This window comes from Kitasatospora sp. DSM 101779, from assembly GCF_025655475.1.
Taxonomy (GTDB): domain Bacteria; phylum Actinomycetota; class Actinomycetes; order Streptomycetales; family Streptomycetaceae; genus Kitasatospora.
This window is the reverse complement of record NZ_JAHTIK010000001.1, coordinates 2,736,364-2,739,017: the sequence shown is the minus strand read 5'-3', so window position 1 is coordinate 2,739,017 and position 2,654 is coordinate 2,736,364. Positions and strand designations below refer to the sequence as shown.

The window sequence follows — 2,654 nt, the reverse complement described above, 5'->3', positions numbered from 1 at the left end:
GCCGCCGTGCCCGTGGCCGTCGCCCCCGCGGGCCCGGCGGCCGCGGCCCGTCCGGTGCCCGCCGCCGCGGCGGCCAGCCCGCACTCGTCGCAGTAGCCGTCCGAGTCGATCACGCCGCTGCCGGAGCACTCCGGCCGCGTGCACGCCTCACCCATCGTCTTCCCCGCCCCCCTCGACGTCCCCCGGCCGTCCGTCCTGCACCGCCGGGGTCTGGTGGTCCTGCCCGTTCCCGCCGTCCGCAACCCCCGGACCGGCCGCGACCCCCGGACCGGCCGGGAGCGCCGGCGCCGGCCGCACCGCCTGCTGGAAGCGGGCGACCGCCTCCGCCGCTGCCCGCAGGTCGCACGGCGCGCTCCACAGCAGCCAGCGCGCCTTCTCGAACCGCTCGACGACCTCCGGGTCCTCGGTGATCCGCAGCCGCGCCGCCATCGCCTTGTACGCCTCCAGCCGCCCGCGCAGCTCGGCCCGCACCGCCAGCGGCTGGGCCACCTCGGTCAGCGAGTGCCGGGCGCGGGCGAGCTCCTTGGCGGCCGCATCCTCCAGCGCGTCCAGCAGCGGTCCCAGCCGGTACCACTGGCCGCCGTGCTGCAGCTCCACGGCCTGCCCGATCCGCTCGCGGAGCGCCGAGGCCGGGCCCGGTACGGCCGGCACCTCGGTCGCGGCGATCTTCGCCAGCACCTCGCCGCGGGCCCGCCGGGCCTCGGCGAGCGTGGCGTCCGCCCGCTGCAGCAGGTCGGCGACCTGCTGCAGCCGCTCGTGCGACTCGTCGCGCAGCCGCAGCAGCCCCTCCAGCTCCACCCGGACGTCGTCCAGCGCCCGGCCCGCCCGGTCGAAGCGCGAGGTGTCGACCACCCCGGAGGCCGTGCCGGCCGTCATCGCCGCCGTGGCGGGCCCGTCCTCCGCCCGCTGCGCGGGCACCCGGGCGGGCCGCCACAGCGCCAGCGGGTCGGAGACCACCTCGGTGCGCTGCGCCGCCAGGTCCTCGGCCAGTTCGGCGAGGTCGTCGGCGAGCGGGTGGCCGCCGGGCCGCACGCCGACCGACAGCGCCAGCATCTGCACCCGGTGCAGTTCGGCGAGCAGCAGGTCGATCCGGGCGGGCAGCGCCGACCAGACGGCGTCCGCGGCCGCGGCCACCTCCAGTACCGTCGCGTACCAGGCGTTCATCCGCTCCAGCAGCTCGGCGAGGCTGATCCGTTCGACCAGCCGGGCCGGTGCGCCGAGCCGGGCGCCGCCGTCCGGCAGCTTCCCGCCGGAGACGGTGACCGAGGCTCCGCCGAGCAGCTCGCCGAGTTCCGCCAGTTCGGCGGCGCCGGGCCGGTTGCGGCGCGAGCGGACGGCGCGTGCCGAGGCCAGCGCCTCCGAGTAGCGGTCGAACAGCGCCCAGAGCACGGACAGGCCCTGCCCGGCGACGGACCACCGCTCGCGGGTGCGCCCGGTCAGGGCGGCACCCTCCAGCAGCCGGCGGCCCGGATGGTCCTGCAGGTCGAGCAGCGCCGCCTCCACGGCGTCGCGCTCGGCGCCCAGCCGCGCGAGTGCGCGGTCCACCTCCTCCCGGCTCATCGCCGGGCCGGCAGTTCCTGCCAACGGTCCTTCCTCTCCGGTGCGGTCGTCCGGCGCCGGTGCGGCACCGTCCGCGCCCTGCGGCGCGGCCTCGTCGGTGACGGTGCCTCGTGTGACGGGACGACGGGTGACGGGACGATCGGGTGACGCGACGATCGGTTTGACGCGACGATCGGGTGGCGGGGACGAGTGGGGTGAACGGGACGAGTGGGTGACGGGGTGACGAGACTACGGCAGGTACGGTGCGGCGGAGGCACCCATGGTGGGCGCCAGCCAGCGCGCGTAGCTGCGCTGCCACCCCCCGCCCGCGCGGTACTCCGCCAGCACCTGGTTCACCCAGGCCACCAGGTCGGGCGCCCCCTTGTTGACCGCCACCCCCATGTAGGCGTCGGAGAGGGCCTCGTCGAGCACCTGCACGGTCGGGTCCTGCGCGGCCTGGGCGGCCGCCAGCGAACCGTCGGTGAGCGTGGTGTCGACCTGGCCGAGCTGCATCAGCACCAGGCAGTCCAGCTGGTTCTCCACCACCCGCACCGCGCTGGTGCCGCGCGGGTCCCGCTTCAGCTCGGCCTCCGAGGAGGACTGCGCGGCCACGCAGGCCCGCCGCCCCTTGAAGGCAGCGGCCAGTGAGGTCACCTTCGCCGCGCGCGGCACCACCACCTGCTGGCCGGTGCGGAAGTACGGCACGGAGAACGCCACGTCCTTCAGCCGCTCGCAGGTGATGGTCATGGTGCGGGTGATCAGGTCCACCTCGCCGTTCTTGATCGCGTCGATCCGTCGGGCGGTCGGCACCGTCCGGAAGGTGATCTTCTCCGGGTCGCCCAGCACCGAGGCGGCGATCGCGTGCGCCAGGTCGATGTCGAAACCCTCGATCCGGCCCGTCCGCGGGTTGCGGTAGCCCCAGTTGAAGCTGTTCTGGTCGACGCCGACGACCAGCGAGCCGCGCTGCCGGATCCGCCGGATCGCCGCCCCGTCCGGGTCCTCGGCGGGCGGCGCGCTCTTCGTCACGTCGCAGTCCGCGGACGGCGCCAGCGCGGGTGCTGCGGCCGCCGCCGGGACGGCCTCCACCGCCGCGGGCCCGGCGGGGCCCGCCGTGC

Annotated in this window: 2 protein-coding genes; both read right to left on the bottom strand. The window is 76.6% G+C overall.

The features are described 5' to 3' along the window. Positions 1 to 147: 147 nt before the first annotated feature. Positions 148 to 1,560 carry a hypothetical protein gene (locus KSNIM_RS12645; protein WP_263107930.1) on the bottom strand — a complete coding sequence of 471 codons (1,413 nt, stop codon included), beginning with the start codon at positions 1,558 to 1,560 and terminating at the stop codon, positions 148 to 150. 228 nt (positions 1,561 to 1,788) lie between these two features. After that, on the bottom strand, positions 1,789 to 2,654 hold an 866-nt coding region (locus tag KSNIM_RS12640), incomplete at its 5' end, for a glutamate ABC transporter substrate-binding protein (RefSeq protein ID WP_263103335.1).

Coding starts and splice junctions, on each gene's coding strand:
- KSNIM_RS12645 (WP_263107930.1), bottom strand. CDS start 1,560: ATGAGCCGGGAGGAGGTGGACCGCGCACTCGCGCGGCTGGGCGCCGAG.